Source organism: Bradyrhizobium sp. MI1.11 (genome assembly GCF_055811255.1).
The window spans coordinates 1-4,141 of sequence record NZ_JBVVPM010000132.1; the positions used below are offsets into that span (position 1 = coordinate 1).

Here is a 4,141-nt window from a genome sequence, read left to right on the forward strand (position 1 = left end):
GCATGGTCCTTCTGGCGCAGAGCTCACCAGGCTGCCGCTCAACGCGCCCACTTCAAATCAAAAAAGCAACTGTAATGTTAGGGTCTGTACCTAAATAGCGCCACGTGATTCTCTTGCCTACGTGTTGATTCGGGGGCGAGAGAATGCGCGCTGATTTGTTTTGGCTGAACGACAGGCAATGGGCGCGTATCGAACCGCATCTGCCGAGGGGATTTGCGTTGCGTCGGGCAGGCCGCTAGAACCGCGTATGGAAGGCCCGGCCATCACCCGTCAAGTGGCATCTGAAGGCCGCGCCGAATCTGTGTGCTCGGCAGGCCTACGGTGCCTCGCCGTTCACCGCGCATTCGACGGCAACGTCGACTCTTTCATGACTTCCGGGCTAACGGCGGCGCTGACGACACGCCTGATTGCCCGCCGCAGCCTGACCTTGCATTCCCAGGCTCGACTAAGCCGCCGCGGAGGTTTGCCAATTTGCGTGCGGTCTTGATGTCGATCTCGTAACGCTCCGCTCTCTGGTTAGTCGCGGCTCCACGAACAGCGGAATATTTCAAGGCTTCGTGGCCTTTTTGTTGGGCGAGAAACCCGATGTTCTGGCAATCTCGATTGCGAATTCCGCAAAGAATATTAACTGCGCCGTGCGCCTTGCGGGCGAGAGTGCAGTTTCGGTGCCGGTCTTGGCCGCCGCCGCTCACAAACTAAATTTCGAAGCTATTGCGGGCAAAGCCGAACTGACGCTGCCTCATCTGTCCCGCCCATAAGTTCCTCGGCCTGTTAATAGCGATCGAGAATGGGCTCTGACCGCGAAGCGAGTGCGATCGTCGCTACGGACGGGTAGCTGGGTCCGCGAGCCTCCATCGGCCTGCGCATTTTCAGTGGTGAAGAGATTTTCTCGCGATCGCGTCATCCTGACCAGAGACACATGATCAAGGTGGCTCGTTGCCGTTCCGCCGTCGAAACGTAGTGAGATGGAGCGTCTGTGACGCAGACCGTCAGAGTCGTGACATTCTGTCGAACTGGCGACAGGCGCTAAATAGGAATACGCAAGACGAATCAGTATTTGCCGTTTGGCACGCTACTTGAGATACCATCCAGCGTGTGTGCTTGCGTCTTAAGAATAGGTGGTCTTGGAAATGGGCGTCCCGAATTTGACCAAACGAGCAAATACCCTAGGAACCGACAAAGGGTGATGAGGTTGGCTACGCCCATGGCTACACCGGCTTCTACTCTTTTCTGTTCGAGGAATTCCGCCACGAAGCCTTCACGATGGTCGAGATTGGACTGCAGCACGGGCACGGTTCTCTCGATCCCGATAAACTGCTGACTCGCAAGGTCTATGACATTCCATCTATCAGGATGTGGCTGGAGTTCTTTCCCAAAGCCGATGTCGTCGGATGCGACATCTCCGATTTTAGTGCCTTTAAGACGGACCGCTTCCGTTTCGAACGTATTGATATGGGCCATGCGGGAGCCCTGGAACGCCTTGCGAGCTCACTCCCGCCCGTAAGGATCATCATCGACGACGCTTCGCACGCCGCTTACCACCAGCAGCTTGCTCTAGCAAAGCTCTTTCCCATCGTTGAGCCTGGAGGTTTTTACTTTATCGAGGATCTGCATGCCACGCATGGGATTGCCGCAAGACTGCCGCCCTGCAATTCAACTGAGGCGGTGGTTGAAAACTTCGCGCAAACGCGTCAACTGGACATTCCGTTCCTGCTTGGAATCGAGCGCAGAAACCTTGAGACCTCGATCCGGAAGACGTTTATCCACCGCGACGACAGGGGCGGCGTCGACCGCTGGCGCATGAAAATGGTGGGATTTGAAAAGTACTAGGTCGTCGACGCTAATCAGCGGAAGCATGAGGGTTTTTGGGAGTCAGCCTTAGGTGTCATCAGTCGACGTGTCGGTCATTTTACCGCGTCGAGTGCGTGCTCGGCCTTGTGAAGTCCCAGCGAATACCTCGGGCCAAGCGGCCGGAGGGGCGGCCTCAAGATCGACCTTGCTTATTCGAATATGATCTCGCAGCCCGAGAACGGACCGGCGTCGATTCAATGGCCCTGTATCTACTTTCTGAGATCCCGCTCGAAGTCGCGCTCCACCGGGATCTAGGCTGGAGATCGCGCGCGGTTGGGATCGAAATCGCCCGGGGCCTCACTTGCCTCCGAAAGGTTCCTCCTCTCGGCTGGCATACGCAGTCGCTGCGACCACTGCCACCAACGAATCTTTATGGCCCGGGCCATGCCTGTTTCGAGGAAAGGATGACTATCGCCCTTGCCAATCTTTTGGCTTTCTGGATTGCAGTAATAACCCGGTCGCGGCTTGGCGTTGTTGGTCGAGATCTCCCGCTCGTGCCAGCGGAACAGCACCTGGGTCGGCCTCGGGCTCGGCCCAAACCCGATCAGGCGCTCCAGAAGCTCGTTAATGGCGGCTGAAGCGATGCTGGTGGTGAAGGTCACCACCGCTGGTTCTATGCCTCTCAGGAGGGCGCGTAGCCCTCGTTTTCAAGTCGTATCCGCTCCTCCGGCGTTCGCAGCTCGGTTTGCCCGCGGGCAAGGTCGATCCGGTCGCGGCAGACGAGGCAGGCGCCCCCGGGGTGAGGGGGGTTACGCGGCCGTTGATGCTTGCCAAGGCCCCATCGCCGCCCAGCAGCACGCCGCAATCGATCACAGGGGTGGCCATGAAGGTCGAGAACCGCGACAGAACCAGGCCGCCGGCGTTGTCATCAGTGCAACCAAAGACAACGTCGCACGGCATCAGCCCGCGCGCGGTTTTTTCAAGCGTAACCATCGCCGTCACGGTACGGCATTCGAGATCTGGTGCTATCGCTGTCAGATGGCTTTGTAGCATCTCCGTCTGTTGTTTGCCGACCGCGGCAGGGGTGGGAGCCATAGACACGGGTGTTCTTCGGCGCCAACGGCGGGATACTCGCGCCTCAGTGTCTGAACCCCGACATTAACGTCTTCAGCCGGACACGGCTGAAGACGACAAACGCGGAATGTTGAATGATGATGGAGGCCTCTCATGTTCAATCGCGAACATCTGCTCCACGACGAGCTTACGACCGAGTCGCTCGGCTGATGCAGGCAGCGTCGCTGCACGTGACGGATATGCAAATGAATTCGTCACATTGTTGCGGCGCGGGGTGGCCACGTAGAAAGTCCGCTTGCTACCATCGGGGAGCGTTCAAGTCCGACGCCGGTGTGAGGAGACTGATATTTGCTGTGTCCGCTTTCCAGTCAGTTGCGGGCGGTTGCACGCGGCGTCGCGTCGTCAAGATCACCGGCATCGCCTTGACTGGGTGTCGACACCCCGGCGTCCCCCCGTTGTCAGGAAGGCACAGCCGCTCATCGAGAAGGTCTGGAGGCACTGCGAGGACAAAGGTTCGCGGGGCCGGACGGTTAAACTGAGGGGCAGGTTCAACGATCTCGAGGTCATCACGCGGAGCAGGACCGGACGCGTCCCGATTTCAAGCCGCTGCGAGCTCGAAACTTGTCGCTCGTCTTCCTTCAAACGAGATACCCGCTCCAAAGCCGATCCGCCTTCTTGTCTTCACGCCAGGGCGTACCGTAGGCCGAGCTGCAGCTCGGCCTACCAATTTGAGTCCGCATCGATCAGAATGAAGACCCCGGTACATCAGTAGAGCGCGAGCCCTCGTGCGCAGCGCGGCAGAGTTTACCTCAACTGCCGGAATCCCAAGGTCGAAAGACTTACGGTAGGATAGGCGTCCATGTTTGGCTCTGACTCATTTCTGATGAAGTTCGCCGGCGACTGTGGTTCTTCAACGGAGAATCGGCGCCATGCGGACAGGCTTTCGAATTTCATCGCTAGTACCGAGTGGTTTGGTCTTTGATGGCGTAAGTGATTCAGAGGATTCGGTTATTCTGGCTGTTCGGTCAGAGGCTGCGGAGGCCCAGTGCCCTTTGTGCGCGACACTATCGCGCCGAGTCCATAGCCGCTACATCCGGCACGTGGCCGATTTGCCATCAGCGGGCAGAAAGGTGCGCCTCCGATTACTCACGCGGCGCTTCACATGCGAGGTGCCGCATTGCCGCCGGCGGATCTTCGCGGAGCGGTTCGGAGAAGACGTCGTTCCGCTTCGACGGCGTCGGACGGCACGGCTCGAACACATCGTCCATCACCTGGG

General features: G+C 58.5%; 6 protein-coding genes and 1 pseudogene. 5 read left to right on the forward strand and 2 right to left on the reverse strand.

The window, feature by feature from the left end; all coding sequences use genetic code 11:
- Positions 1 to 121 precede the first annotated feature (121 nt).
- The 3 genes and pseudogenes from AC0L30_RS42425 to AC0L30_RS42435 form a co-directional block, all read left to right on the forward strand.
- A pseudogene (locus AC0L30_RS42425) lies at positions 122 to 212 on the forward strand (IS5/IS1182 family transposase); the annotation flags it as partial.
- 345 nt (positions 213 to 557) lie between these two features.
- Positions 558 to 758 carry a hypothetical protein gene (locus AC0L30_RS42430; protein WP_473309376.1) on the forward strand — a complete coding sequence of 67 codons (201 nt, stop codon included), beginning with the start codon at positions 558 to 560 and terminating at the stop codon, positions 756 to 758.
- A 505-nt stretch (positions 759 to 1,263) separates the two neighbouring features.
- The gene (locus AC0L30_RS42435; RefSeq protein WP_473406740.1) at positions 1,264 to 1,830 is read left to right on the forward strand and encodes a hypothetical protein; all 567 of its coding nucleotides are present in this window, start codon (positions 1,264 to 1,266) and stop codon (positions 1,828 to 1,830) included.
- Positions 1,831 to 2,102: 272 nt separating this feature from the next.
- Here AC0L30_RS42435 and AC0L30_RS42440 read toward each other — a convergent pair whose 3' ends face one another.
- Positions 2,103 to 2,453 carry a hypothetical protein gene (locus tag AC0L30_RS42440; RefSeq protein WP_473309378.1) on the reverse strand — a complete coding sequence of 117 codons (351 nt, stop codon included), beginning with the start codon at positions 2,451 to 2,453 and terminating at the stop codon, positions 2,103 to 2,105.
- Complete coding sequence (locus AC0L30_RS42445; RefSeq protein ID WP_473309380.1) at positions 2,416 to 2,886, reverse strand: ThiF family adenylyltransferase; 471 nt, start codon at positions 2,884 to 2,886, stop codon at positions 2,416 to 2,418. The genes AC0L30_RS42440 and AC0L30_RS42445 overlap by 38 nt, the downstream gene beginning before the upstream one ends.
- A gap of 409 nt (positions 2,887 to 3,295) precedes the next feature.
- Between AC0L30_RS42445 and AC0L30_RS42450 the strand changes: the two genes are divergently transcribed.
- A complete protein-coding gene (locus AC0L30_RS42450; protein WP_473309382.1) occupies positions 3,296 to 3,637 on the forward strand; it encodes a DinB/UmuC family translesion DNA polymerase in 342 nt (113 codons plus the stop codon).
- A 157-nt stretch (positions 3,638 to 3,794) separates the two neighbouring features.
- Positions 3,795 to 4,141 (forward strand): transposase family protein (locus AC0L30_RS42455; protein WP_473406741.1); only part of this gene is annotated, 347 nt, incomplete at its 3' end.